The 26,072-nt window shown below is 60.4% G+C and carries 26 protein-coding genes and 1 pseudogene; 19 read left to right on the forward strand and 8 right to left on the reverse strand.

Translation table 11 applies throughout. The annotated features are described in order from the left end of the window. Nucleotides 1–4 precede the first annotated feature (4 nt). Genes FO014_RS21485 through dpgD form a run of 6 tightly spaced genes read left to right on the forward strand, consistent with a single transcriptional unit; the run spans nt 5 to nt 5,230 of the window. Complete coding sequence (locus tag FO014_RS21485) at nt 5–1,258, forward strand: aminotransferase-like domain-containing protein (protein WP_160030997.1); 1,254 nt, start codon at nt 5–7, stop codon at nt 1,256–1,258. A gap of 51 nt (nt 1,259–1,309) precedes the next feature. Next, on the forward strand, nt 1,310–1,681 hold the full coding sequence (locus FO014_RS23825) for a hypothetical protein (protein ID WP_201282887.1): 372 nt from the start codon (nt 1,310–1,312) through the stop codon (nt 1,679–1,681). Beyond that, nucleotides 1,645–2,439 (forward strand): type III polyketide synthase, encoded by a 795-nt coding sequence (locus FO014_RS21490; RefSeq protein ID WP_201282888.1) that lies wholly within the window; start codon nt 1,645–1,647, stop codon nt 2,437–2,439. The genes FO014_RS23825 and FO014_RS21490 overlap by 37 nt, the downstream gene beginning before the upstream one ends. Before the next feature lie 22 nt (nt 2,440–2,461). Continuing rightward, nucleotides 2,462–3,103: an enoyl-CoA-hydratase DpgB gene (gene dpgB, locus FO014_RS21495; protein WP_160030998.1), complete on the forward strand. Its 642-nt coding sequence runs from the start codon at nt 2,462–2,464 to the stop codon at nt 3,101–3,103. A gap of 7 nt (nt 3,104–3,110) precedes the next feature. Then, entirely contained in the window at nt 3,111–4,370 is a 1,260-nt protein-coding gene (locus tag FO014_RS21500; RefSeq protein ID WP_160030999.1) for an enoyl-CoA hydratase/isomerase family protein, read from the forward strand. Nucleotides 4,371–4,417: 47 nt separating this feature from the next. After that, nucleotides 4,418–5,230 (forward strand): enoyl-CoA-hydratase DpgD, encoded by an 813-nt coding sequence (gene dpgD / locus FO014_RS21505; RefSeq protein WP_160031000.1) that lies wholly within the window; start codon nt 4,418–4,420, stop codon nt 5,228–5,230. Nucleotides 5,231–5,273: 43 nt separating this feature from the next. On the opposite strand, the gene FO014_RS21510 is transcribed toward dpgD, so the two are convergent. Continuing rightward, complete coding sequence (locus FO014_RS21510; protein WP_160031001.1) at nt 5,274–7,253, reverse strand: sigma-54-dependent Fis family transcriptional regulator; 1,980 nt, start codon at nt 7,251–7,253, stop codon at nt 5,274–5,276. A 206-nt stretch (nt 7,254–7,459) separates the two neighbouring features. On the opposite strand from FO014_RS21510, the gene FO014_RS21515 reads away from it, so the two are divergent. From FO014_RS21515 to FO014_RS21555, 8 genes and pseudogenes are all read left to right on the forward strand, one after another. After that, nucleotides 7,460–8,908 (forward strand): sugar porter family MFS transporter, encoded by a 1,449-nt coding sequence (locus FO014_RS21515; RefSeq protein ID WP_160031002.1) that lies wholly within the window; start codon nt 7,460–7,462, stop codon nt 8,906–8,908. Nucleotides 8,909–8,940: 32 nt separating this feature from the next. Continuing rightward, entirely contained in the window at nt 8,941–9,948 is a 1,008-nt protein-coding gene (locus FO014_RS21520) for a Gfo/Idh/MocA family oxidoreductase (RefSeq protein ID WP_160031003.1), read from the forward strand. A gap of 12 nt (nt 9,949–9,960) precedes the next feature. Then, nucleotides 9,961–10,737 carry a TIM barrel protein gene (locus tag FO014_RS21525; protein ID WP_160031004.1) on the forward strand — a complete coding sequence of 259 codons (777 nt, stop codon included), beginning with the start codon at nt 9,961–9,963 and terminating at the stop codon, nt 10,735–10,737. A gap of 173 nt (nt 10,738–10,910) precedes the next feature. Beyond that, complete coding sequence (locus FO014_RS21530) at nt 10,911–11,894, forward strand: LLM class flavin-dependent oxidoreductase (protein ID WP_160031005.1); 984 nt, start codon at nt 10,911–10,913, stop codon at nt 11,892–11,894. A gap of 52 nt (nt 11,895–11,946) precedes the next feature. Then, a pseudogene (locus FO014_RS24080) lies at nt 11,947–14,214 on the forward strand (NtaA/DmoA family FMN-dependent monooxygenase). A 10-nt stretch (nt 14,215–14,224) separates the two neighbouring features. Next, entirely contained in the window at nt 14,225–14,734 is a 510-nt protein-coding gene (locus tag FO014_RS21545) for a GNAT family N-acetyltransferase (RefSeq protein ID WP_160031008.1), read from the forward strand. 9 nt (nt 14,735–14,743) lie between these two features. Further along, nucleotides 14,744–15,655 (forward strand): amino acid ABC transporter permease, encoded by a 912-nt coding sequence (locus tag FO014_RS21550; protein WP_160031009.1) that lies wholly within the window; start codon nt 14,744–14,746, stop codon nt 15,653–15,655. Next, on the forward strand, nt 15,639–16,412 hold the full coding sequence (locus FO014_RS21555; protein ID WP_187044729.1) for an amino acid ABC transporter ATP-binding protein: 774 nt from the start codon (nt 15,639–15,641) through the stop codon (nt 16,410–16,412). The genes FO014_RS21550 and FO014_RS21555 overlap by 17 nt, the downstream gene beginning before the upstream one ends. Before the next feature lie 21 nt (nt 16,413–16,433). Here the strand turns inward: FO014_RS21555 and FO014_RS21560 are convergent, their stop codons facing one another. Beyond that, nucleotides 16,434–17,348, reverse strand: a complete 915-nt coding sequence (locus tag FO014_RS21560; protein ID WP_160031011.1) for a LysR family transcriptional regulator — start codon at nt 17,346–17,348, stop codon at nt 16,434–16,436. 108 nt (nt 17,349–17,456) lie between these two features. Between FO014_RS21560 and FO014_RS21565 the strand changes: the two genes are divergently transcribed. Together FO014_RS21565 and FO014_RS21570 are read left to right on the forward strand one after the other, a co-directional pair. Beyond that, a complete protein-coding gene (locus FO014_RS21565; RefSeq protein WP_105231227.1) occupies nt 17,457–17,897 on the forward strand; it encodes an ester cyclase in 441 nt (146 codons plus the stop codon). Nucleotides 17,898–17,977: 80 nt separating this feature from the next. Continuing rightward, nucleotides 17,978–18,715 carry an SDR family oxidoreductase gene (locus FO014_RS21570; RefSeq protein WP_160031012.1) on the forward strand — a complete coding sequence of 246 codons (738 nt, stop codon included), beginning with the start codon at nt 17,978–17,980 and terminating at the stop codon, nt 18,713–18,715. Between the two features lie 30 nt (nt 18,716–18,745). On the opposite strand, the gene FO014_RS21575 is transcribed toward FO014_RS21570, so the two are convergent. Continuing rightward, a complete protein-coding gene (locus tag FO014_RS21575) occupies nt 18,746–19,357 on the reverse strand; it encodes a hypothetical protein (RefSeq protein ID WP_105231225.1) in 612 nt (203 codons plus the stop codon). 136 nt (nt 19,358–19,493) lie between these two features. Here FO014_RS21575 and FO014_RS21580 point away from each other — a divergent pair, with 136 nt between their 5' ends. Both FO014_RS21580 and FO014_RS21585 read left to right on the forward strand, forming a co-directional pair. Next, on the forward strand, nt 19,494–20,348 hold the full coding sequence (locus tag FO014_RS21580; RefSeq protein ID WP_160031013.1) for an AraC family transcriptional regulator: 855 nt from the start codon (nt 19,494–19,496) through the stop codon (nt 20,346–20,348). Nucleotides 20,349–20,404: 56 nt separating this feature from the next. Then, a complete protein-coding gene (locus tag FO014_RS21585) occupies nt 20,405–20,815 on the forward strand; it encodes a DUF2000 domain-containing protein (protein WP_111737046.1) in 411 nt (136 codons plus the stop codon). 94 nt (nt 20,816–20,909) lie between these two features. Here the strand turns inward: FO014_RS21585 and FO014_RS21590 are convergent, their stop codons facing one another. Next, entirely contained in the window at nt 20,910–21,710 is an 801-nt protein-coding gene (locus FO014_RS21590; protein WP_105231222.1) for a MetQ/NlpA family ABC transporter substrate-binding protein, read from the reverse strand. A 123-nt stretch (nt 21,711–21,833) separates the two neighbouring features. Then, nucleotides 21,834–22,739, reverse strand: coding sequence for an alpha/beta fold hydrolase (locus FO014_RS21595; RefSeq protein WP_160031014.1), 906 nt, complete (start codon nt 22,737–22,739; stop codon nt 21,834–21,836). 86 nt (nt 22,740–22,825) lie between these two features. On the opposite strand from FO014_RS21595, the gene FO014_RS21600 reads away from it, so the two are divergent. Continuing rightward, nucleotides 22,826–23,191, forward strand: a complete 366-nt coding sequence (locus FO014_RS21600; protein WP_160031015.1) for a MerR family transcriptional regulator — start codon at nt 22,826–22,828, stop codon at nt 23,189–23,191. Here FO014_RS21600 and FO014_RS21605 read toward each other — a convergent pair. From FO014_RS21605 to FO014_RS21615, 3 genes are all read right to left on the reverse strand, one after another. Then, complete coding sequence (locus FO014_RS21605; protein ID WP_160031016.1) at nt 23,188–23,805, reverse strand: GrpB family protein; 618 nt, start codon at nt 23,803–23,805, stop codon at nt 23,188–23,190. The genes FO014_RS21600 and FO014_RS21605 overlap by 4 nt on opposite strands. 83 nt (nt 23,806–23,888) lie before the next feature. Then, nucleotides 23,889–24,899, reverse strand: a complete 1,011-nt coding sequence (gene gap, locus FO014_RS21610; protein WP_111737049.1) for a type I glyceraldehyde-3-phosphate dehydrogenase — start codon at nt 24,897–24,899, stop codon at nt 23,889–23,891. 79 nt (nt 24,900–24,978) lie between these two features. Continuing rightward, nucleotides 24,979–25,956, reverse strand: coding sequence for a GlxA family transcriptional regulator (locus tag FO014_RS21615; protein WP_160031017.1), 978 nt, complete (start codon nt 25,954–25,956; stop codon nt 24,979–24,981). Nucleotides 25,957–26,072 lie beyond the last annotated feature (116 nt).

A 26,072-nucleotide genomic window follows, 5' to 3' on the forward strand; every position in this document is an offset into this window, starting at 1 on the left:
TTGTATGCCAACTCAGGAGAGTGTTTTATCCATCGTGGGCGCGCTTAACCAGCGCTATCCACATGCCTGTTCACTGTCATTAGGGCGTCCCAACCCTGATATTTACGCCAGACTGGATCTTGAACGTTATGCGCAGGTCTATCAGGCGTTCTTACGGACAGAAAAGCACTATGACAACGCGAAAATCAGAGAGAATCTTTACACTTACGGGCCCAGCCAGGGGATGATTACAGCCCATCTCGCCAAATGGTTGGCGAATGATGAAGGGATCCACGCTGGCGAGAAGGAGATTCTGGTGACCAATGGTTGCCAGGAAGCCTACAACCTGGTGCTACTGCACGAATTACGCCAGCCCGAGGATTGCGTGCTGATTATTGAGCCCAGCTACTTCGGATTTACCGATTGCGTCGCGGTCCTGGGGAAGTCATCCGTTAAAATCGCTATCGACGATCTCGCCGATCCTGCCGGCGGCGTTGATTTTACGCTGCTGCCGGCGGTTATCGAGCAGTATCGCCGGCAGGGTAAGCAGATAAAACTTATCTATATCAATCCTGATTTTAATAATCCGATGACCTACCAACTGAGCGAGGCGGAGAAAGGCGCGCTGCTTGCGGTCTGCGCTCAGCAGGGGGTGAAGATTATTGAGGATGGCACCTATTCGGCGTTCTATTACGATGGCATACCGCCCCGCGCAATAAAAACCCGGGATAACGCAGGCCAGGTCTATTATATCGGCTCGTTTTCCAAAACGTTATGTCCGTCGCTGCGTCTGGGCTATCTGGTGATAAGCCGGCACGGCGACGCAACCTTTAACCATTTGCTGCATATTAAAGATCACACCAGCCTGAGCAGCAGTGCGCTGAATCAGCAAATTGTCGCCGGTTTTTTAATCGAGCATCAATACTCACTGGAAAACTGGATCCGTCCGATCCGCGATGAATACCGTGCCCGGCGTGACGCGATGCTGCAGGTGCTCGAGCAGGAATTGGACGCCGGTCTGCTGCAGTGGCACGCGCCTGCCGGCGGCTTTTTCGTGTATATCCGCTTGCCGCAGGAGATCGACACCGCGCACCTGCTCGACTGTGCGGAGGGGTATCAGGTGACATTTCTGCCGGTCAGTTATGCGGTGCGGGACGGCCGGCAGCGCGCTCACGGTATCCGGCTCGCCTTCAGTTATTACCCGCCGGCCGCGATTGCGGCGGGAACCCGCAAGTTTTGTCAGTTCCTCAATGAAAAACTCTTGCCACAACAGATCTGAACGTTAAACAGCTTCATTCACAGAGTGATATTTCATTTTCCCGCTAATCGAATGGAATTCGATCGGGTATTTATAGATGACGGTGGGTATTTGCAGATGAAAGAGAGAACGAATAACGGAATGAACGCCTATATTCTGGCCTGTGCGCATGATGTACCGGAAACCGCCTATTCACAGAGCGAGGTCTGTGACAACCTTAATATTACTGATAGCCGCATTCGCTCCATATTTATTAACAGCGGAATCAGCAAAAGACATTTGTCGATAGACAATATGGCGGGAAGCGCCGCCGAGGGTGAAACGCATGCGCAAATGCTGGCGCGTCATGAAAAAAATGCGCTCAAGCTGGGGGGAATGCAATCCGCAAGTGTCTGGATAAAATCGGCATGCGGATTGAAGATATTGACTGTATTTGCTGCGTGACGTCGACGGGTTTTTTAGTGCCGGCATTAAGCGCCCGTTTTTGTGAATCGCTGGGAGTGTCGGACTTTTGCAACCGGATCGATATTGTCGGCATGGGCTGTTCCGCCGGGCTGAACGGCCTGGACGCGGTAAAAAACTGGTCGCTTGCCAATCCGGGCAAGCTGGCGGTGGTGGTCTGCACGGAAATCTGTTCTGCGGCCTACATTGAGGACGGCACGCTCCCTACCGCGGTGGTTAACAGTCTGTTTGGCGACGGCGCCAGCGCCGCGGCGGTCGTCAGCCCGACGGAAGACGATGCGCCACCTGCCGGCGCGATCAGACTGCGGGCGAAACTCAGCCTGACCGAACCTTCAGCCATCGGCATGATGAAGTTTGATTGGAATGATGAGCAGCATAAAAACCGCTTTTACCTCTCGAAAGACGTGCCGTATGTGGTGGGATCGAAAGTTGAAAAAGTGGTGCATAAACTGCTGGGCGAGCATCAGCTCAACGTCAGCGATATTGATCACTGGGTCGTGCATTCCGGCGGCAAAAAAGTGCTCGATTCAATTTGTATCAATTTGGGATTAACGAAAAGCGATCTGCGCCACACGCGCAGCGTATTAAATGATTTCGGCAATCTTTCCAGCGGTTCATTCCTGTTTTCTTTAGAACGTCTGCAAAATGAAAAAATAACGTCCGCCGGAGATATCGGGGTCTTTATGACGATGGGCCCCGGCGCGGCGATTGAAACTGCCCTGGTGCAATGGGAAAAATAATTTAACGTAATTGAGGTCATTTATGGAACGTTTAACAATCAATTTTACCGGCTCAGCGGCGATCACCAGCGACATGATTGAACAACTTAATCAACTTTGCGCTCAGGTTGAAAATACTCCGGCGATCGATCAGGTGCTGTTCGCTTTTGCGGGCGGTGCTGCGCCGGCGCAGGGAACAGAGAGTATGGATGTCGGTCTGTTGCACAAGTGGGAAAAGGCGCTGCGCCGGGTGGAAAACCTGAATGCGCTGCTGATCGCCACCACCGACGGCGCATGCGGGCTGGTGGCCTTATCCATTATCGCCATTGCCGATCTGCGTCTGGGCACGCCTGACAGCACCTTTGCCCTGCGCGGGAAAGATATCACGCTGCCGGGGATGCTGATTCACCGCTTAACCAATCAGCTGGCGGCCAACTGGGTGCGTTTGCTGCTGGTGCTGGGGAATACGCTGTGCGCCGAGGAGGCGTTGGCGAGCGGCCTGCTGGACCGCACCAGCACGCAGCCCGCTGCGCTGGCGGAGGATCTGGCGATGGGCATGAACCCGCACGCCTTTACCGATATCCGCGTACGCCGCAAGCTGATGCTGGAGGCCTGTCATACCTCGTACGAGGACACGATCGGCCTGTCGCTGTCCGCCAGCGACCGTACGTTGCGTCAGGGGTAAGCGCCGGATGATGAGTGAACATACCGATGAGTTCTCCCATGCGCTGCGCCAGCAGGCCGCGGCGTTAAAGACCGCGCTGCAGGCGCATTACGGCAATAGCGCCCTCAGAGACGATATGATCATTGCCGAATGCGCTGCCGACCCGGACGTTACGCAGTTTTTCTCGCGCTACGGGCTGGCGTTGTACCGGTTATGGACGGAGCACTATTGCCGCTCTCAGCGTATTGAGGCGCTTTATCAGTCTGCTGCGGAACTGCTGTTTGGCGAGATCGCGCAAGGCACGCCGCAGCAGGCGGCTGCCGACTACTGTTTTTCGCTTTTGCTGGCGCAGGTGCTGCAGGACGAGGACGCCGGTACGCATCTGCTAAACGCCATGCTGCAACCGAAAGACGCGTCGCTGCCGTTGGTCGAGGCCTTTAACCGCAGCGGTTACGTCAGACTGACGGCGCTGGAGATCCGTCAGGAAGGCGAGGCGGCGGTGGTCACGTTCCTTGATGGTGATACGCTGCATGCCGAAGACGGCGACTTTGTCCGCGATTTGGAAACGGCGGCGGATATTGTCCATTTATCGGACAAGGTTAAAGCCGGTGTGCTGCGCGGCGGCGTGGTCAGCCATCCGAAATATGCCGGACGCCGGGTGTTCTGCTCGGGCATCAATCTGAAAAAACTGCACGATGCCGGCATCTCTTATCCGGAATTTTTGATTGGCAGAGAGATGGGGTGCATTAACAAGCTGATCCACGGCGTCGTTTGCCCGTCAGAGGGGGCGGCGGTCAGCATCACGAAACCCTGGATCGCCCTGGTGGAGACCTTCGCCATCGGCGGCGGTATGCAGATGGTGCTGGCCTGCGATTATGTGATCGGCGAGCAGGGGTGCTATGTCTCGTTGCCGGCAGCCAAAGAGGGCATTATTCCCGGCGTTTCCAATCTGCGGCTCACCAGCGCGACCAGCGAGCGCTTTGCCAAGCAGGTGATTTTGCATGGACGTAAAGTCAGGGCTGACGATGCTGATGCCGGATTTATCTTCGATCGGGTCGTGGCTGCAGAGGCGCTGGAACGAACCCTGCAGGAAGCGATTACGCTGATGGCGGCGCCGGCCGTACCGGTGAATAAACGCATGCTGGTGCTTGCCAAAGAGCCATTGGCGGCGTTCCGCGACTATATGCAGGCATTCTGTCGCGAACAGGTCATCAGAATGTATGCCGTCGATGTAAAAGAAAAGACCGGTAAATTCGCCAGAAAAATCCCCGAGGTGCCGGTGGAGTAATGACAGGCGCGCTGACCGGCGCGCCTGATGAAACAGGATGAGGCAATATGGCAGAACGAGACAATCTACCGCCGGCGGTGTTATACGAGAAAAGGGGGCATGTCGCCTATATCACCCTGAACCGCCCGGCCGTGCTTAACGCGATGAATCTTGACATGCACAGGCAGTTGCTGACGGTATGGGAAGATTTTAACCATGACGACGAACTGTGGGTGGCGGTGCTGGCCGGCGCGGGCGGCAAATCCTTCTCCGTCGGTCAGGATTTGAAGGAACTGAAAACGCGCTACGCTGACGGTGAACCTTTTTCCAGCCTGGGCAGCGCCGGACGTCCGGGCTGGCCGCGACTGACCGAACGCACTGATATTTACAAGCCGATTATTGCGGTAGTGGAGGGGTACGCCTTTGGCGGCGGTTTTGAACTGGCGCTGGCCTGCGATTTGATTGTTGCCAGTGAAGCATCAGTTTTTGCTCTGCCTGAAGCCAAGCTTGGTTTGATTCAGGGAGCGGGGGGCATTTTCCGTTTGACCCGGCAGATGCCGATGAAACTGGCCATGGAGATGCTGCTGACGGGCAAACAGATCTCGGCGCGTCAGGCGCAGGCGTTCGGCATTGTCAATCAGGTGGTCGACGGGGCGAAACTGGTGGATACGGTTGAACAACTGGTGAATGATATTCTGCGCTGCTCGCCGGCGGCGACGCGCGCGATTAAAAATATCGCCTACGACAGCGCCGATAAAAGCCTGCCGGAGGCTTTTCAGACGCAGTATGCCGCAGAACAGCGGCGCTTGCACAGCCAGGACCTGCTTGAGGGGGTGGACGCCTTTCTGGAAAAAAGGCCGCCGGTTTGGTCGGGCACGTGAATATCGCCCGGCTATCTGCCGGCCCGGCGCGGCAACGACGGGGTTAACGCGCCGCTTTGCCGCGCCGGTAGTCGTCGGCATCAATGCCATAGCGCTTGAGTTTGTTATACAGCGCGCCGCGCGACAGGTTCAGCGCCAGCGCCACCTGGCGCAGGTTGCCGGCCTTTTCCGTCAGACACAGGATAATCAGATTTCTTTCACTTTCCTGCAGGCTGTGGCTGCCGCTTATCGCGTGGCCGCGCGCCGCGCCGGCGGTTTGCAGAACATCCGGCAGATCCTGCTCGTCAATCACCCGGCTGTCCGTCAGGTTGAGGGTGCGCTCGACGATGTTCTCCAGTTCACGCACGTTGCCCGGCCAGCCGTAGGCCTCCAGCCGGCGCAGGGCGGCGGCGGTAAAGCGCGCCTTCTCTCGCCCCAGCGTCCGGCAGATCTGCTCGCAGAATCCGTCCGCCAGTTCGCTGATGTCTTCTTTACGCTGACGCAGCGGCGGGATCTGCAGGTCGATGACATTCAGGCGGAACCAAAGGTCACGGCGGAAAGCGCCGCCGGCGACCTCTTTTTCCAGATCGCGGTGGCTGGCGGCAATGATGCGTACGTTGACCTTCAGCGGGCGGTTACCGCCGATGCGCGTCACCTCGTTCTCCTGCAGCACGCGCAGCAGGCTGGCCTGTGCATCCAGCGGCATATCGCCGATCTCATCCAGAAACAGCGTGCCGCCGTCGGCCAGTTCAAATTTGCCCGCCGCGCCGCCACGGCGTGAGCCGGTGAACGCGCCGTCTTCATAGCCGAACAGCTCGCTCTGCACCAGATCGCGCGGGATTGCGCCGCAGTTGACCGCCAGAAAAGGGCCGTTACGCCGCGCGCTGCTGTTGTGGATTGACTGGGCAAACAGCTCTTTCCCCGTGCCGCTTTCGCCGCCCAGCAGCACGGTGCTGTCGCTGCGGCTGGCGGTGCGCGCCCGGTTGCGTACCGCCTGCATGGCGGCCGACTGGCCGAGGATCATGTCGAAGTGGTAGCTGGCGCTGCTGCCGATTACCTTGTGGGTGATATCGCGGATGCGGCGGTTTTCCCGCAGTGAAATGACTTTACCGCCGTCCGGCGTACAGACGACGGAAATCAGGCAGGTGATGCGGCTGCCGCCGTCCGGGCAGAAAGTAATGCTGCGGTCTTTACAGGCGTTCAGCGTCTTCAGCGAGCAGGCTTCCGGCTGCAGAACGTTATCGATATCCTGATTGTCCGCGCGCGGAGAGATGCCCAGCACCTGGCGGGCGTAGCTGTTGAGCTGGCGGATATTGCCCCGTTGCCCCAGGACGATCACCCCTTCGTTGATGGATTCCAGCACCGATTGCTGCTCCTCGAGCAGCTGACGCAGCATCAGCTGCTGGGAAATCGCCTCTGCCGCCGCCTGCACGGTGCCCAGCGTATGGTAGTGGAAGTTGCCGGAGTTGGCGGTCAGCGTCAGCACGCCGATCGTCACGCCGTTTTCGTCCCTGACCGGCGCGGCGGCGCAGTGTTTATCACGTTGACGCAGGGCGCGCTTGTAATTCTCGCCGTTCAGCAGATACACCAGGCGGTTTTCGCTCAGGCAGCGACCGGTGCAGTTGGTGCCGGAAACGTCCTCGCTGAGCATACTGCCCACCGGCGTCAGATCCTGGCCGCAAAAGTAGAGCGTAATGCCGCTGGCGTCGGTGAGATTAATATGCCCGTTGGGATTATAAGCCAGCAGGTTGCGCATCACGCCGCGCGCGATGGCGATCAGCGGGGCGTTGTGCGCCAGTATCGTCTGCAGCCGTTCCTCTTCGCAAAACCGGTACTGAAAATGGTCGGGATCGATGCCGTTGCTGCGGCTGCGCGCCCAGGAGGCGTGCACGGCGGCGCGCACGCCGGACGGCGTCTCACCGCGCCAGAACACCCGCCAGGCTTGGTGCAATGCCTTGATATAACGGCTGAAAGCCTGCTCATTATTAAGTCTGGCAATCAACTCCCACTCCTCATCCCAGTACCGTTCCGGTGTGTAATCCATGGGTAGCGTCCGCAGATCATAAAGTGTTCAGTATAGAGACATGTGGCGTGAACATGTCTTGTTTGTGAACATAATGTGATCACGATCGTTTTTTACTTTTCCTTATAAAACAGTGCGTTAATTTTTGGCATGGCGGTTGCTAAGCAATATCGCTCTTACCGATAAGACCGATAAATCTAACAATAAAAACGTGGAGAGAAAGCGCCATGTCGCAACGCAAACACAACGTACCTTACATCCTGTTTATCTGCGCGATCGCCTCACTCAGCGGCGTGATCCTGGGCTATGACGCCTCGGTGATTTCGGGGGTGATCGACCCGCTGACCGAGCATCTGTCGCTGTCGCCGGCGGAGAGCGGCTGGGCGGTGTCCAACGTGATTCTGGGCTGCGTCATCGGCGCCTGGGGCGCCGGTTACCTGTCTGACCGCTGCGGGCGCAAAAGTACCCTGATCGTCACCGCCGTGCTGTTTATTATCTCCGCCGTCGGCTCGGCGCTGGCGCATGACCTGACCGACTTTGTTATCTACCGCATGATCGGCGGGCTGGCGGTTGGCATGGCCTCCGCCGTGACGCCGCTCTATATCGCCGAGGTCTCGCCCAAGGATCTGCGTGGACGGATGCTGGGCATGCAGCAGATGCTGATGGTCGGCGGCCAGCTGACCGTCTATGTGGTTAATTTCCTGATCGCCAAGGGGATGCCTCATGAATGGCTGGTCGCCACCGGCTGGCGCTGGATGCTGGCGTCCGGTCTGGTGCCTTGCGCGCTGTTCCTGCTGCTGGCGTTCTTTATGCCGGAGTCGCCGCGCTGGTATGCCATGCGCGGCAAGCAGGACAAATCGTTGAAGGTGCTGGGTTCGCTGTCGAATCCGGAACACGGCCAGCGGCTGCACGGAGAGATTATGCGTTCGCTGGCGTCCGAGCAGGCGCAGGCAAGAAAAAAGCCGGGCATCCTGCAGGATAAAAAAGCCAGCTACATTCTCTGGATCGGCTGCGCGATTGCCGTGCTGCAGCAGGTTTCCGGCATCAATATTTTGCTCTATTTCGCGCCGTCGCTGTTGCAGAACGTGACCGGCAACACCCAGGACTCGCTGTTTCAGAGTATTTTCCTCGGCGCCGCGCTGCTGGCGGGCGTTGCCATTGCGCTGTTCGCCGTTGACCGCCTCGGCCGTCTTCCGTTGCTGCGCTGGGGCTCGTTAGGCTGCGCGCTGTTTCTGTTCTTCACCGCCTGGACGTTTATGCAGGAGATGAAAGGCTATCTGCCGATCGTCGGGCTGGTCGGCTTTGTGCTGGTGTTCGGCCTCTCCTGGAGTCTGGGCGCCTGGCTGCTGATCGCTGAAATTTTCCCCAACCGCATGCGCGCCGTGGCGATGGGCTTCGCATTCTGCTCCATGTGGGCGGCCAATTTTATCGTGACGCAAAGCTTTCCGATGATGAACCGCAGTCCTGCGCTGATGGCGCATTTCCACGGTGCATTTCCGCTGCTGTTGTGCGGCGGTTTCAGCCTGATCGCGTTTTGGTTTGTCGGGCGTTTCCTGCCTGAAACCAAGGGCGTCTCCCTGGAGCATATCGAACCGCTGATGCTGTCGAAATCCCGGCGCTTTGGCGGTGAACAGGCGGAGATCTCCGCTACACAGCCGGTTTCCCACACTAAATAGTCAGTACCTTACCGATAAAAAAGGAGAACGTTATGGCAGTTGCAAAGATGGTGCGCGTTGGTTTGATTGGCGCAGGACGGATGGGGAGTTTCCACGGCCAGACGCTGGCGCAGCGTATTCCGGGGGCGACGCTGGCGGCGGTGGCCGATCCGGTGCCGGGGGCGGCGGAGAAGCTGGCGGCGACGTTGGGGGCGGCACGCGCCTATACCGATCCGCAGGCGCTGTTTGACGATGGCGATATCGACGCGGTGGTCATCGCTTCGCCGGCCCGTACCCACGCCGAATTGGTGACGGCGGCGGCCCGGGCCGGGAAAAGCATCTTCTGCGAGAAGCCGATGGCGGTGACGCTGGAGGAGGCGGATGCGGCGATCGCGGCGGCGCAGCAGGCGGGCGTGGTGCTGCAGGTCGGCTTTAACCGCCGCTTTGCCAGCGGTTTTGCCGCCGCCTATCAGGAGATTAAGGCGGGCCATCTCGGCGTGCCGCAGCTGATGCGCTCCATTACGCGCGATCCGGGGCTGGGCGATCCGACGCCGATCCCGCACTGGACGATTTTCCTGGAAACCCTGATCCACGACTTCGACATTCTGCTGCACCTCAACCCCGGCGCGAAACCGGTTGAAGTGTACGCGATGGCCGATGCGCTGGTGCGACCGGACTTTAAAGCGCGCGGCCTGCTGGATACCGCGGTGGTCAACATTCGTTTCGACAACGGCGCCATCGCTACCGCCGAGGCCAACTTCCAGGCGGTGTACGGCTACGATGTGCGCGGCGAGGTGTTCGGCAGCCAGGGCATGCTGCAGGCGGGCAATATCAATATCAACAACTGCGTGCGCTACAACGCGCAGGGAATATCCATCGATACCGCCCGCCGGGATACGGATCTGCTGCGCGATGCCTATATCGCGGAGCTAGGCGATTTTGTGCGCTGCGTGGCGACGGGGGATACGCCGCAGGCGACGGGGCAGGATGCGCGCAACGCGCTGGAAATCGCGCTGGCCTGCATTGCTTCCGTGCAACAGTCCAAACCGATCGTACTGTAAGGGAGAACGCGCATGTCAGACTTTACGCTTTCCGTCTGCGCCGAAATGGTGTTTCTCGATTTGCCGTTTATTGAGCGGGTGCGGCGCATTCATCAGCTGGGATTCGGCGTTGAAATCTGGGACTGGACGCAGAAAGACATCGAGGCGCTGGTGCAGACCGGCGCGCGCTTTACCTCGATGACCGGCTATATCAGCGGCAATCTGCATGACGAGGATGCCATTGGCCAACTGCTGGACAGCGCGCAGGAATCGCTGCAGGTGGCGCAGCGTCTGAATTGCCCGGTGCTGAACCTGCACGGCACCGGGCTGGATCACCGCGGACTGCCGGTCAGGCCGGTGGCGACGGCCAGCGGTGCGATGTGGCTGCAAGCCTATCAAACGCTGCAGTCGTTGGCCGTGCTGGGAGAGCGGGCGGGCCGCGTGTTTACGTTGGAGAACCTGAATACGGCGGTCGATCATCCCGGCACGCCGTTCGCCAGGGCGGAGGAGACGCTGGCGCTGGTCAGCGCGGTGGACAGCCCCTTTGTGAAGATGAATCTCGATCTCTACCACGCGCAGATTGGCGAAGGGAACCTGTGCGAGCTGATTCGCCGCAGCGCCGCGCATATTGGTGAAATACAGGTGGCCGACGTGCCGGGCCGTTGTGAACCCGGCAGCGGGGAGATCAACTATCCGGCGATCGCCCGCACGCTGCGGGAGATTAACTATCAGGGCGTGGTGGCGCTGGAAGGATGGGCGTCCGGCGATCCGGAGCCGGCGCTGCAGGCGTTCCGCGCGGCATTTGCATAACCGGTGTTGGTATTCGGCGCCGGCGCGGCCTTCACGCCGGCGCTCTTTAACTCCTCACGGTTAGCAGGGAATACATTGCCGGATTTCGGCAATCCAAAGGTAAATTAATTGTTTTTCAGTAGGTAAATCGCCCTTTAATAATAACGACATGTTAAATCACATGAGATAACAACATGTCCTGGCGAATCAGCATTCTGGATAAAAGCCCCGTCGCGGAAAACGAAACCGCCGCCGAGGCGCTGGCGCGTACTTTACACCTGGCGCAGCAGGCGGAGGCCGCCGGTTTTCACCGCTTCTGGCTGGCCGAACATCATAACTCCCCCCAACTGGCGAGTCCGTCGCCGGAACTGCTCATCGCCTGGATCCTCGGTCAGACACAGCGCATCCGCGTGGGGTCCGGCGGCGTGATGCTGCAGCATTACAGCCCGTATAAAGTGGCGGAAAATTTCAACCTGCTGGCGTCCCTTGCCCCGGGCCGCGTGGACCTTGGCGTGGGTAAAGCGCCCGGCGGTTTGCCGCTCTCCACGCGGGCGTTACAGCACGGGCTGAACCCACAGGATAAAGGCAGTTTTGCCGACCAACTGACGCAGCTGAACCGCTGGTTGTCGCCCGGGGCCGACGAACCGGTGCGCGCCACGCCGCTGCCGCCGCAGCCTGCGCAGGGCTTTTTGCTGGGGGCCAGCGTGGAAAGCGCATTACTGGCGGCGCGGCTGGACTGGCGCTTTGTCTTCGCCGCGCACCTGAACGGCGATACCGAATTGATGCGCACGGTGCTCGACGCTTGGCGGGCGCACAGCACCCGTGAAACTCTGGTTGCCGTTCAGGCGATTGTCGCGCCGACACAGGCCGAGGCGCAACGGCTGGCGCGTCACGTCGAGGTATGGGGCGTCGAGCTGGCGAACGGCCAGCGCGTCAGCGTGGCCAGTGAAGAGCAGGCCTATGCCTTTGCCCGTCAGGCGGGCAGTGAACCGTTGCGCATCGCCAGACGCGCCCAGTCGCTGCTGGCCGGTCAGGCGGATACGGTGCTGGCGCAGCTTGAGGCGCTGCATCAGCGCTGGGGCATTGATGAGTTCATTATTGACACGCCTATCGCCGACGGCGCGGCGCGCCTGCGCTCGCTACGGCTGCTGGCTCAGGCCCGACAGGTGGCGGCATGACGTTAACCGGTCAGCGACAAGCGCTGCACTCACTTTAACCAAGGGGAAAACGATGTCCGTATTACGACAGCTGCGTCTGGGTACGATGCTGCATGGCGCATCCGGCAATATGTCCGCCTGGCGCCATCCGGCAGTGGCCGCCGACGCCAGCATCAATATTGATTTTGCCAAAGCCACGGCGCTGAAGGCGGAAGAGGGAAAATTCGATTTTCTGTTCGTCGCTGACGGGCTGTATATCAATGAAAAATCGGTCCCGCATTTTCTTAACCGTTTCGAGCCATTGACCGTGCTGTCGGCGCTGACCGGCGTCACCCGGCACCTGGGGCTGGTCGGTACGCTTTCCACCTCGTACAGCGAGCCGTTTACCGCCGCGCGTCAGTTCGCCAGTCTGGATCACCTCAGCCACGGCCGCGCCGGTTGGAACGTGGTGACCTCGCCGCTGGAGGGATCGGCGAAAAACTTTTCCCGTAGTCAGCACCCGGAGCATGCGCTGCGCTATCGCATTGCCGACGAGTATCTTGAGGTGGTGAAAGGACTGTGGGACTCCTGGGAGGCGGACGCCTTTGTGCGTGACAAACAGAGCGGCCGCTTCTTTGATCCGCAAAAACTGCATACGCTGAACCATCACGGTGATTTCTTTCAGGTGGCGGGGCCGTTAAATATCGGCCGCACGCCGCAGGGCCGGCCGATTATTTTCCAGGCGGGCGCCTCCGACGACGGTAAAAAACTGGCGGCGCGCCATGCCGACGCCATTTTTACCCACCATGACACGTTGGCCGACGCGCAGGCGTTTTACCGCGACGTGAAACAGCAGTTGGAACAGCATGGCCGCCGCGCCGAGGAACTGCATATCTTCCAGGGCGTCAGCGTGATTGTCGGCCACGACGCGCAGGATGTGGAGCAGCAGTACCAGACCACGGCGGCGCTGGTTTCACTGCCGGATGCGCTGAATTATCTGGGCCGCTACTTTGAGCATCATGATTTCAGCCGGTATCCGCTGGATGAGCCTTTCCCTGAACTGGGCGAACTGGGGCAGAACAGCTTTCGCAGCACCACCGACGCAATCAAACATCGTGCCCGTGAACGCGGTCTGACGCTGCGTCAGGTGGCGCTGGAGGCTGCCTCGCCGCGACCACGTTTTGCCGGCACGCCGGAGCAGGTGGCCGACGGGCTGCAGCACTGGTTTGAAGAATACGGCGCCGACGGCTTTATTATTCAGGGCGGCACGCCGGATACCTTCCCGCGCTTTGTGGATCAGGTGGTGCCGATCCTGCAGGAACGCGGCCTGTTCCGCCGAGAATATCCCGGCAATACGCTGCGCGCCAGCCTGGGGCTGGCGGAGCCGCGCAATCAGTTCACCCCACGATAAAAAATACAGAGAAACGCTATGCAGAAACCCTTGTTTATTCTGGCGTTGGCGCTGGCCGTTACGCCGGCCGTCCGGGCTGAGAACGTCACCATCAACGGCGCGGGCGTGAGCCTTGATGCCAACAAAACGCCGATCCACACGGCGAAAAACGCCGCCGCCGTCGCGCAACTGCCGCCGGGCTATCGCTTTGCCGTGCCGGGAAAATTTACCGTCGCCATTGCCGGACTGAATTCGCCGCCGCTGACGCTGTTCGCCGATGACAATAAAACGCTGCTCGGCAGCGAGGCGGATATCGCGCGGCTGGTCGCCGACAGCCTGGGGCTGGAACTCAATATTGTGCCCACCTCGTGGGAGGATTGGCCGCTCGGCGTCACCTCCGGCAAATATGACGCGGCGATCAGCAATATCACCGTCACCAAAGCGCGCAAGGCGAAGTTTGATTTCGCCACTTACCGCAAGGATTCGCTGGGTTTTTATGTGAAAACCTCCAGCCCGATTGCATCGCTGCAAAAGGCGGCGGATATCGCCGGGCGACGCATTATTGTCGGCTCCGGCACCAATCAGGAAGCGATCCTGCTGGCGTGGAACGCGCAAAACCTGCAGGCCGGGCTGAAGCCGTTTACGCCGATCTATACCAAAGACGATGCGGCGCAGACGCTGGCGCTGCAGTCCGGCCGCGCCGACGCCTGGTTTGGCCCCAACGTCACCGGCGCGTGGAAGGCGGCGCTGAGCGGTAAAACCCGCCTGGCGGGCAGCGTGGACGGCGGCTGGCCGAAAGCGGCGCATATCGCCGTGACGTTGAAAAAGGGCAGCGGCCTGGCGCTGCCGGTCCAGACCGCGCTGAACGGCGCGATCAACAACGGCGACTACGCCCGGGTGCTCAATCGCTGGGGGGAAGGCGTGGAGCGTATTACCGCCTCGGAAGTCAATCCCGCCGGGCTGGGTGATTAAGGAGGCCGTGATGAGCGAGCAATTTCGCGACGTATCGCCGGAGGACGCCGAACTGCAGCCGATTCTCGCCGGGCTGTTTGACGAATACGCCGCGCGTTATGACGACTACTTTTCCCGCCATGCGGAGGTCGAGTTGACCGAATGGTATCTGCCGCCGCAGGGGCTGTTTATCGCCCTGGAGCGCGACGGCGCGATTATCGCCACCGGCGCCTACAAGCCGTACGATGCGCAAACCGCCGAGATTAAACGCATCTGGACCGATAAGACGCTGCGTCAGCAGGGGCTGGCCGCCCGCGTGGTGCAGGAGCTGGAGCGCCGGGCGCGGCTGGCGGGCTACCGGCACATCTATCTGACCACCGGCTTTCGTCAGCCGGAGGCGGTGAAACTCTACCTGAGCCAGGGCTATACCCCGCAGTTTGACCCCGGCCGCGATCCGGAAGAGTACGCCCGGCCGCCGTTTGACGGCCGGCTGCGCTTTACCAAAACGCTGCTGCACGCCGCATTACGCCAAACTGCATGAGGAATGATAATGAAAAACGGTGAAACCATTAAAGTGGTGCCGGCGCGTTATCCGCTGCGCGCCGTCGGCGCCGCCGTCGCGCTCCTGCTGCTGGCGGCGGTGGTGCAGTCGGTAGCCTTTAACCCGCGCTGGGAATGGCGGGTGTTCGCCCGCTGGTTCTTCGACCCGGTGATTCTGCAGGGACTGGGGCAGACCCTGTTGCTGACCCTGCTTGGCACGCTGTTAAGCGTGATTTTCGGCGGTATTCTGGCGCTGGCGCGGCTCTCTTCTTCCTGGCTGCTCAGCACGCTGGCGTTCGGCTATATCTGGCTGTTCCGCTCGCTGCCGCTGATCGTGGTGCTGATCGTGCTGTATAACTTCTCCTACCTGTACGACACCTTATCGCTCGGCGTGCCCTTTACCGGCATCCGTTGGGGCAGTTTTGCCACTATTGACGTGCTGGGACAGTTTTCCACCGCGGTGGTTGGCCTGACGCTGGTACAAAGCGCCTACAGCGCCGAGATTATCCGCGGCGGCTTTTTAGGCGTCGATCACGGCCAGTACGAAGCCGCCGCCGCGCTGGGGCTGCCGGCGTGGCGGCGCACCGTACGCATTATTCTGCCGCAGGCGCTGCGCACCATCCTGCCGGCCGGTTTCAACGAGATTATCAGCCTCGCCAAGGGCACGGCGATGGTATACGTGCTGGCGATGCCGGAGTTGTTCTACACCATCCAGATGATCTACAACCGTACGCAGGAGGTGATCCCGCTGCTGATGGTCGGCGCGGTCTGGTATCTGGTGATCACTACCGTGCTGTCGCTTATTCAGTATGCCGTTGAACGCGCGCTGGCCCGCAGCGAGCGCCGTTCGGCGGTCAATACCACACGCACCGCAGGCCGCGCGCGCGCGGTCACCGCACAGGAGCCTGCCCATGTCAGCTGAAGGTCATATTTCCATTACCGGCGTCAGTAAATACTTCGGCCGGCATAAGGCGCTGGATGACGTGTCGCTGGAGATCCCGCCCGGATCCGTCACGGTGATCCTCGGGCCGTCCGGCTCCGGCAAATCGACGCTGCTGCGCGCCATCAACCACCTGGAGCGGGTGGATGAAGGATTTATCCAGATTGACGGCGACTATATTGGCTATCGGCGGCAGGGCGACAGACTGTATGAACTGAAGGAGAAAGCGATACTCAAACAGCGGATTAACGTCGGCTATGTATTCCAGAATTTCAATCTGTTCCCGCACCTGACCGTGCTGGAAAATCTGATTGAAGCGCCGGTGGCGCACAAACGGCTGAGCCGCAGGGCCGCCGTGGAGCAGGCGTATGCGCTGCTGGATGTGGTCGGACTGCGCGATAAGGCCGACGCCTGGTCGCGGCACCTTTCCGGCGGACAGCAGCAGCGCATTGCCATTGCCCGCGCGCTGGCGCTGCGTCCACGGGTCATATTGTTTGACGAGCCAACCTCGGCGCTGGATCCGGAACTGGTGGGTGAAGTGCTGGACGTGATTAAAAAGCTGGCGCGATCGGGCACCACGCTGGTGGTGGTGACCCATGAGATTGGCTTTGCCCGTGAGGTGGCCGATCAGGTGGTATTTATGGTGGACGGTAAAGTTGTCGAGCAGGGCAGCGGCGATGAATTGTTAAACCACCCGCGCCATCCGCGCACGCGTCAGTTTTTGTCGAAAGTACTGTAAGGGCATGGCGCCGGGGGACGGTCAGTCAATCTCCAGGCACACCGCGCCAATCATCTCTCTGAGCCAGCGATGCGCCGCATGATCCTGCGTGCGTTGATGCCATAACAGGTGAAACTGAATCTGCGGCATCGGCAGCGGCGGCTCGGTGATGGTAAGCGCCTCGCGGCAGGCCGAGGTTGCCGCCACCCGGCGCAGCACCGTGCTGACATAGTGCGAACCGGGCAGCAGCGCCGGGATGGCGAACATGCTGGGCAGCGTCAGCGCCACCTGGCGGGTCAGCCCGCGTTCTCTGAGCATCTCATCCATCAGTCCGTAGCGGTTGCCTTCCGGCGACGCCAGGATGTGCTTCATCGCCAGAAAGCGTTGCAGCGTCATTTCGTCGCGCGCCGTCCCGTCGTCTTTTGCCGTCAGCGTGACAAACTCATCGCTCAGCAACGGAACGGATACGATCCGGCGCTGCGTCTTGGTGGGCGTTACGCTCAGGGCCGCGTCAATTTTACCGCTGTCCAGCAGCGCCACCGTTTCATCGCGGTCGGTAAAACTGCGGATGTGCAGCGTGCCGTTCGGCGCCAGCGCCGCAAATTTCTTACTCAGCGCCGGCAGCGCGATATGCAGCGGATACTCCGTCAGCCCCAGGGTAAAGCTGAGCGTTTGCGCCGCCGGATCGAATGCCTCGGCGGGGTGCATAATACCGCGGATGCGCGCCAGCGCTTCGGCAACCGGCGGGGCGATGGCCTGCGCCTTGGCGGTCGGTTGCAGGCCTTCCGCACTGCGGATAAACAGCGGATCGTCGAACGCGCGCCGCAGACGCGCCAACGCCGCGCTCATCGCCGGCTGGCTGACGCCCGCCATCGCCGCCGCTTTGGTGACATTGCGTTCCGCCATCAGCGCGTCAAACGCCGCAAGGAGATTAAGATCGAACCCCTCAAAATTCATATTTTATATATTACTCTATACATGAAATTTGTTGGATTGATGATGGCACGGCGGTGAATACTGCGCAAGGCGGTGAGCTGCACCGCCGATAGCAAAAGGCTTCCAGGCATGACCGATACTGACGATCTGACCCAACGTTTACAAACCGAGCGCGCCGCCGTCGAGACGCTGTACCGCGCGTTTAATGATAAAGACCCGGAGCTGGTGCACCTGGCGGTTACCCGCGACTGGCAGGATATTCCGCTGGCGCCGGGACAGGGGCCGGGGCCTGACGGCTTCAAGCCGCTGCTGGCCGGATTTATCGCCGCGTTTCCCGATATCCGCATCACCATTCACGAGATGCTGCAGGAGCCGGGCAAAGCCGCCGTTCGCGCCGAAATTACCGGCACCCATCTGGGCGAATTTATGGGCATTGCGCCGAGCGGGCGCAGCATCAGCGTCAGGCTGCACGAGTTTCATACCCTGAACGGCGAGCGTGTAACCGCCACCTGGCACATGGAAGACTGGCTGGCGCTGTATCAGCAGCTCGGCCACGTGCCGCCGCTATAATTACTACTCGTGCCGGCGGCGCGGCCGTGCGCTGCTGATGACCAACCAACCCGGCGACCGTGCCGGACAGGAGAACACGTATGTCGGTGGAGAACAAAAGCGCCATTGTGACCGGCGCCAGTAAAGGCATAGGGCGCGATATCGCGCTCACGTTGGCCCGGGACGGTTTTGATATCGTGCTGGGTTTTGGCAGGGATCGCGCAGCGGCGCAGGCGGTGGCGGATAAGATCGCCGCGCTGGGCAGAAAAGCCGTCCTGGTGGCGGGAGACGTCGCCGAGCCGGACGTGGTAGCCAGCCTGTTCAGCGCCGCGCAGGCCACCTTTGGCCGGCTTGATACGGTGGTTATCAATGCCGGCATTATGCGCATGGCGCCGATTGCCAGCGCCAGTCTTGCGGACTTTGACGCCATGATGAACGTCAACGCCCGCAGCGCTTTTCTGATGATGGCGGCGGCCGGCGAGCAGTTGTCGGCGGGCGGCAGCATTATCGCGCTGTCTACCAGCGTGATTGCCAAATCGATGCCCGGCTATGGCCCTTATATCGCCTCGAAGCTTGCCGTGGAAGGGCTGGTCAGAGTGATGGCGAATGAGCTGCGCGGGCGGGATATTACCGTCAATGCGGTCGCGCCCGGGCCGACCGCCACCGAACTGTTTATGCACGGTAAGAGTCAGCAGCAAATTGACGCGCTGGCGCAGGCCGCGCCGCTGGAAAGACTGGGCGTGCCGCAGGACATCAGCGAGGTGGTGGCGTTTCTGGCCGGCGGACAGGGGCGCTGGATTAACGCGCAGGTGCTCAGGGTCAATGGCGGTTTCGCCTGATCGCCTGCGCGACAGGATCCGGGCGGGGCGTTAGTAGATCTGGGTCACCGCGCTGCGGGGGATATCGCCGTCCAGGTAGAACGCCTCGGACTCCCCATCACTTTGTAAATGCTCCAGCGCATTTCTGACCGTGCTCGGCGAGACTTTCTTCGCCGCCATCAGGCGGTCCGCATCGTCCAGCAGGATCTGCGCGGTGGTTTTAAAGCGACCGGAAAAGGCGCTGGCGTCGATTTGCACCACGGTGCGGCCGGTGGCAAAACGGCGCGCGGTCTGCAGCGAGCCGGACAGCGACAGCACGCCGCCGCTGCTGCCGCCGGTGCGCGAGGTGTGCTTGATAATATCCGCCAGATAGTCGTCGCCGCTCTTTTTATCCGATGCGTCGGAACGTTCCAGGCCGTAGGCGTCAATCTCGTCGCGATCGCCGAAGTGGGCGCGATACAGCGTGTTAGGCAGCGGGTTGTTGCGGGCAAAATCCCGCAGCTCATGAATCGAGTTAAAGCCGGTTGGCTCCACGCTTCTGTCGTTCTGGTTGGCGCCGCGTTGCAGTAAATCCGCCACGGTGACGGGACGGGCGGTTTCTTGTTGCGGCGGCGGATTGACCCGGTTGCTGCTGAAGACGTTTTTGATCTGTGGCATTTTCACCTTGATGACTCCTGACTGAATACATAGCCATTGAGTGGCGGCAAAGCGGCATGAGTTTCAATTTTTTTGTAACGCCCGGGGATGAACGTATGATAATTCTGACATCCATCCATACCGTTTCGGAGAACAGAATCCCATGGCGTCAACGCATAATGCGCCGCGCAGCGAAGACTGGCTTACCCTGCGGCGTGATGACGACACTGGTATCGAAAGCGTTCACGCTCATTTTCGCGGGCACGCTTACGATCCCCACGATCATGACGAGATGCTGGTCGGCGTTACCCAGCAGGGATTACAGCGCTTCAACTGTCACCGTTCGCTGCATACCAGCCGCCCCGGGCGCGCGATCCTGATAGAACCGGGTGCGGTGCACGATGGCCACGCGCCGCAGGATGAGGGCTTTACCTACGGCATGCTGTATCTGCCGCAGAGCTGGGTATCCGGCGTGATGCGGCGGCGCGGGCTGGGCGATGTGTCGACGTTGGAAGGGGCGTTCCGCCACACGCTGACCGACGATGCCCGGTTGAGTGCGGCGATCCAGCAGGCGTTCTGCGCCGTGCACCACAACGAAGGCCGGCTGGCGCGCGACCAGAGTCTGGACCGGCTGATCGATCTGCTGGCCCGCCATATCCAGGTGAGGCCCTCGTCGCTGAGAGATGAGTCGCAGGTGTTGATCCATCGCCTCAGGGAATACTTGCACGCACATATGGCCGACAATATCGGGCTGGACGAACTGGCCCGGCAGAGCGGCATCGATCGCTTTCGCCTGACTCGCCAGTTTAAAAAAGCTTTTGGCCTGTCGCCCCACGCCTATCTGGTGCGGCTGCGTCTGCGCGCCGCGCGTATGCGGCTGGCGCGGGGCGAGCCGCCGGCGCAGGTGGCGATGCAGGTGGGGTTTGCCGACCAGAGCCACCTGGGCCGCTGGTTCCAGCGCGCCTACCGGCTGTCGCCGCAGGCCTATCAGCGCCAGTGCACAAACGTTCTATACTGACGGACGGCCGATCTCCGATGATGCGTTTTTTAGCAACCAACGGAGTACCGGCAGTGATGTTTGATAGCAAAATCGCCTTTATCGTGCGTGACGATCTGGCCGCCTGGCAGCGGCTGAATGTGGTGGCTTTTCTGGCGACGGGGATTGCCGCAGCCGCACCGGAGATACTGGGCGAGCGCTACGTGGACGCGCACGGCCGCCATTACGGCGCGATTTCCGGCCAGCCGATGCTGATTTTTGAGGCGGACATTGCCGGGCTGCAGACCAGCCACCGAAAAGGGCTGGAGCGTGAACTCACCCTGATCCCCTACGTGCACGCCATGTTTACCACCGGGCACGATGAAGCCAACCGTCAGGCGTTTTTGGCGGAGGATGCTGATAATCTGAATCTGGTCGGTCTGGCGCTGCTCGGGCCGAAGAAGGCGGTGGATAAGGCGATCAAGGGGTTGGCGCTGCACGGTGCCTGATTTTCAATACGCCGTGGTTTTTCCCGGTGAAGATCCGGGCAGAGGGCAAAGACGGCGGTATGGCCGCCGTCTTTTAGCTGGCCGAGGATGTCAATTACCAGCCTTTAATCGCGTCGCCTTTATACACTTCCATCGCCTTGTCGGCGACGGCCTGGGACTGGAAGGCGTCTTTCAGTTCCTGAATCTTCTTGCTGTCCTTATTATCTTCGCGCGCCACAATCGCGTTGACGTACGGCGAGTCTTTCTCTTCCATGAACAAGCCGTCGCGCACCGCAGACAGCCCGGCCTGGGCGGAGAAGTTGGTGTTGATAATCGAGATCGCCACGTTCGGATCGTCCAGCGTGCGCGCCAGCTGCGGCGTATCCACCTCAACAATCTTCAGGTTTTTCGGGTTGGCGGTGATATCCATTTTGCTCGGCAGGTAACCCACGCCGTCTTTCAGCGTAATCAGCCCCTGCGCCTGCAGCAGCAGCAGGCTGCGGCCCAGCGTGGTGACCTCGTTGGAGATGGTGATGGTGGCGCCGTCTTTTAACTCGCTGATATTTTTTATCTTGTGCGAGTAGGCGGCGATCGGGAACACAAAGGTTTTGCCGACGATGGCAAACTTATAGCCGCGCTCCTTCGACTGATCCTCCAGGTAAGGCAGCGTCTGGAAGGCGTTGGCGTCGACATCTTTATTGTTTAACGCTTCGTTAGGCAGCACGTAATCGTTAAAGGAGATAACGTCGACATCCAGATTATATTTGTCTTTTGCCACCTGCTGGACGACTTTCCAGATGGCTTCATCCGGGCCGGTATTGATCGCCACTTTAACGTTATGATCGTTATCCGGTGAACAGGCGGATAACAACACGGCGGACGTGGCGATTAACGCCGAAAACAGCAGTTTTTTCATCAACAATACTCTCCGGTATCAATTAGTTAACCGATACTATGATATTCATTATCCGGTGTATAGTTGTTTGCTGAAATCATTCTTCCTCCCGGCGCTAACGCGCGGGGCCACGCCGCCGGTGGCTTATTGCGCGCGTTGCGGCGCGGCGTGACGGGCGGCAAACGCCGCCAGTTGACGGTTGAAGCGCGGCGCCTCCTCAATAAACGGCGCGTGGCCGGAGTCGTCATAGATCTGGCTCTCAATGCGCGGGTTGACGCTTCGCGCTCTGGCCAGTGATGCCTGCGGATTGACCAGCGCATCATGCCGGCCATAGATAAACAGCAGCGGCGCACGGACGTTTTTCAGCCCCTGCTCAAGCGGGATGGTCATCGTCGGTACCGCACGCTGCATCGGCCAGGCGGCAAGCGCCGCATTGGCCAGCAGCCGTTCGAACGTTACCCGATCCGGCTGCTGATAAAAGCACAGGCGCAGAAAGGCGCGCTCGCCGTCCAGGTGGGTGCCGAGCCGCTCGGCGGTCATCGCGCTATAAACCTGCGGATGGGCGGGGATCAGGTCAGGGGTTAATTCCACCACGCCGTCGACATAGACGGCGCCGCTGATGTTGCTGTCGCCGTAGGCCGCCAGGTAGTTGGTGATCACCGCGCCGCCCAGCGACCAGCCGACCAGCAGCGGTCGCCGGGCCTGCGCGTTGTTGATGACGGCAGCCAGATCGTCTGCCCAGCGTTTGCCGTCGCGGTACGCCGCTTCCTGCTGCGGTTTGCCGGACAGACCGTGGCCGCGCAGATCAAAGGTGATGAGCCGGTAGCGCTGCAGCTGCGGGGCCTGTTGCTGCTGCGTCCAGTTCAGATGGCTCCCCAGCAGGCCGTGGATAAAGATAATCGGCGGGCCGGCGGGGTTGCCCGATTCCTGCACGGCGATCTGCACACCGTCGGGCGCGCTGACGGTGTAGTGTTTCTCTGCGGCGGGCAGGGTGGCGGAAACCAGCGCCAGCATCAGCGCCAGAATAAGGTGACGAAGGGATAACGGCATAAAAAGCTCCTGTCTCAATAACGATTCCCGGCTATGCTAAACCCTGACATTAATGTCAGGGTCAAGCGGTGATTCAGGGGGGAGCGATGCAGTTATCAATCGGGGAGCTGGCGCAAAAAACCGGCGTCAGCGTACGGGCGATCCGCCATTACGACGCGCAGGGGCTGGTAACCTCAACGCGCGCCGAGAATGGTTACCGTTATTTTTCCCAACGGGCGGTCACTCAGGTACGCCAGATTCGGCGGCTGATTGGCATCGGGTTCAGCATTGCGGAGATCCGTGCGTTTCCGGACTGCATGCTGTTGGTAGAAGGCGCCGCGTTTTGTCCGGAAACGCAGGCGGTGCAGTATCAACGCCTGGCGGATATCGAACGGCAGATTGACGAACTGGAGCAGCGGCGGGCACGGCTGATGGCGACGCTGGCCAGCGCGCTGCCGGGGAATAACGCTTAATTCGCGCCGTTAGCCAGAGCGGCGAAAATTTTTGCGTAAATCTGCCGCACGGTCTCCTGCTTGTTGCGGTTGTAATCGGTCATGGTGTTTACGCCTTGCTTTGCGCGCCGTTTACTGGCGGCGTACAGCTGCCGATCTTCAGGATGCGCGATCAGCCAGTCGCGGAACAGCCGGTGACGCAAATGCTCGGGGCTGCCGGCGGCAAAAACGTGCAGATTGATCTGCGGCGCGTCCAGCCGCAGCATCCGGTGCTGATACCATGACGGCTCGCGCACGGTATGAGTATAGCCTAATGCGGTCAACGGCGGTATGTAGCCCGCTTCATACGCCGGGTCGGCCACCAGCAGATCGATATCGATAATCGGCTTGGCCGCCAGCGCCGGCACCGCGGTGGATCCCACATGCTCAATATGCAGCGCGTATGACCCCAACGTGCGCTCAAGCCGCACCTTTTCCTGTGCGAAGCGCTGCGGCCAAGACGGGTCATAGTCGACGACGTCGATCTCCTCCACCCGTGGTTTGCCGGCAACCCAGGGGTTTTCATCAGGATCGCCGTCGGCGAAGATCATCACGGCGGCGCGTTCGGCGGGAGTGAGGGGAAATGGCGCTGACATAATGACTCCGTTATCGAAAGAGACAAAAAAACACCGCCGTCGGCGGTGTCGTCAGTATAGCCTTGAACCTTGCGCAAAGGGACTTATAAGCCGCGTTTTTCCATCAGCAGCGCCAGATCGATCAGGCGGTTGGAGAAGCCCCATTCGTTATCATACCAGGCGAGAATTTTCACCATCTTGCCGCCAATCACCAGCGTCGACAGCCCGTCAATAATTGAAGAACGCGGATCGCCGCGGTAGTCGCTCGATACCAGCGGCTCATCGCTGTAGCCCAGAATGCCCTGCAGCGGGCCGGATGCGGCGGCGCTGCGGAACGCGGCATTAATTTCTTCAGCCGTCGCCTCGCGCTGCAGGTTGACCGTTAAATCGACGATGGACACTACCGGTACCGGAACACGCAGCGAATAGCCGGTCATCCGGCCGTCCAGTTCGGGGATCACTTTGCCGATCGCCTTGGCGGCGCCGCTGGAGTACGGCACGATGGAAACGGCGGCGGCCCGTGCGCCGCGCAGATCTTTTTCCGGCTGGTCGTGCAGCGCCTGGCTGTTGGTATAGGCGTGGGTGGTGTTCATCAGGCCATGTTCAATGCCGAATGCCTGATGCAGCACCTGGGCGGCAGGCGCCAGACCATTGGTGGTGCAACTGCCGTTGCTGACCACCTGATGCCGCGCCGGATCGTACTGCGCGTCATTGACGCCCATCACGATGGTGATGTCGTCATCCTTGCCCGGGGCGGAAATAATCACGCGTTTGGCGCCGCCGTGGGTGATATGCGCCATCGCTTTGGCTTTCTCGGTGAATAAGCCGGTGGCTTCGATAACCACGTCCACCCCGGCGCTGCGCCAGGGGATCGCCGCCGGATCCCGTTCTGAAAACACGCGGATCGTCCGGCCATCAACCTTCAGCTGGCCTTCACCGGCCTCGACCTCCGCCGCGAATGTGCCGGCCAGTGAATCATATTTCAGCAGATGGGCCAGGGTGCGGCTGTCGGTGAGATCGTTAACCGCCACGACCTGAAAATCTGTCCGTCCAAGCGCGGCGCGCAACACGTTACGTCCAATCCTGCCGAAGCCGTTGATGCCTACGTTGACCATGATGAACTCCTTCGTTATCGGTGTCTGTCGTCAATGTAGTGCGGTGCAGTTTTGTCGTAAATGACAATAAACAATCAATTCAGGACGGATGTCGTGCGCAAAAGCGCTGCCGGTACTCCGTCGGCGTCAGCTGCAGGTTTCTCTCGAACACCCGGCGCAGATTGAGGCCGCTGCCGAAACCGGTGTCCACGGCGATCTGCTCAATGCCCTGCGTCGTTTGCTCCAGCCGCTGTCTGGCGGCGTTCAGGCGTACTTCTTCCACGTATCTGGCCGGCGTGACGCCGGTGGCGCGGGTAAACACCCGGGTGAAATTGCGTGGGCTCATGGCGACGCGCTCCGCAAGCTGGGTGACGGAGAGCGGTTGCGTGAGGTTCTCCGCCAGCCAGGTCTGCAGCTGACAGATAGGGCCGTCACCGGCCTGATGCAGCAGGTAACTGCTGAACTGCGCCTGTCCGCCGGGACGCCGCAGGAACATCACCAAATCCTGCGCCACATCCCGCGCCAGGCTGAAACCGTGATCTTCTTCAACCAGCGCCAGGGTCAGGTCGAAGCCGGAACTGACGCCGGCCGAGGTCCAGATATTGCCGTCCTGCACATAGATCGGCCCTCTGTCGACCGTTACCTGCGGAAACTCCGCCTGCAGACGTTCCAACAGCCGCCAGTGGGTCGTGGCGTGACGGCCGTTCAGCAAGCCGGCCTGCGCCAGCAGCAGCGCACCGCCGCAGATTGAGGCGATCCGGCGGGCGTGGTGCACCGCCTGCTGCAGCCAGTGCACCACGCCCAGGTTCTCGGCGTCGGACTGGCCCTTATTGGCGACCATCACGGTGTCGTAAGGATGCGTAGGGTCAAGATCGCACAGCCGCCGATCGGCCAGCAGATTCAGGCCTGAGACGCCGTGCACCACCCGGTGCGACTGGGTGGTGGCCACCGTTACCCGATAGGGGGCGCCGGGGGCATTCTGCGGCAGCAGGCGGTTGGCCTGCGTCAGAATATCGGCGACGCCCGCCGCCTCAAACAGCATGCCCCCGTCGGGGACGATAATCAGAAAATCATGCATGGCGGATAAAGTCTCATTGATATGAATAGAGACAAGTTTAAGGCCTGCGCGGGGGGCGTGCCAGTCCTGATGTAACCGGCAGGGTCATCCCCGCTTGTGATGCTGAGCAGAGCTTC

This window comes from Serratia rhizosphaerae (assembly GCF_009817885.1).
Classification (GTDB): Bacteria; Pseudomonadota; Gammaproteobacteria; order Enterobacterales; family Enterobacteriaceae; genus Serratia_B; species Serratia_B rhizosphaerae.